The sequence below is a fragment of the Tamlana crocina genome (assembly GCF_012037625.1).
On the sequence record NZ_JAAVJS010000885.1, the window covers coordinates 1 to 280 of the forward strand.

Below are 280 nucleotides of genomic sequence, written 5' to 3' on the forward strand. Positions count from 1 at the left end.
TCCCTTTTTTAGAAGAACAAGGGGTTCTTTTGAATGAAGGTTGAGGCGCTGCACAAGATCCCAGGCTTTTTTATAGGACATGTTCATTTGTGCAGCAGCCTTTGAAAGAGATCCCTCTTTCTCAATTCGCCTTAAAAGCTCATTGGGACCGGGACCATAAAACTTCACACCTTCTTCTTCAATCCAGCATTTATACCTTATAGTTTTCATATTTAAGGTACATCTCTATCAGGTTTTAAGCTCGGTTGGCACCTCATTTTGCAGCTCTTTTATGAAAGGT

At 40.4% G+C, this 280-nt stretch carries 1 protein-coding gene; it reads right to left on the reverse strand.

Features of this window, described 5'->3' with window-relative positions:
- Window positions 1-210: winged helix-turn-helix domain-containing protein (locus HC176_RS19385; RefSeq protein WP_167920586.1), on the reverse strand; the 210-nt coding region annotated here is incomplete at its 3' end.
- Between the last annotated feature and the right edge of the window lie 70 nt (window positions 211-280).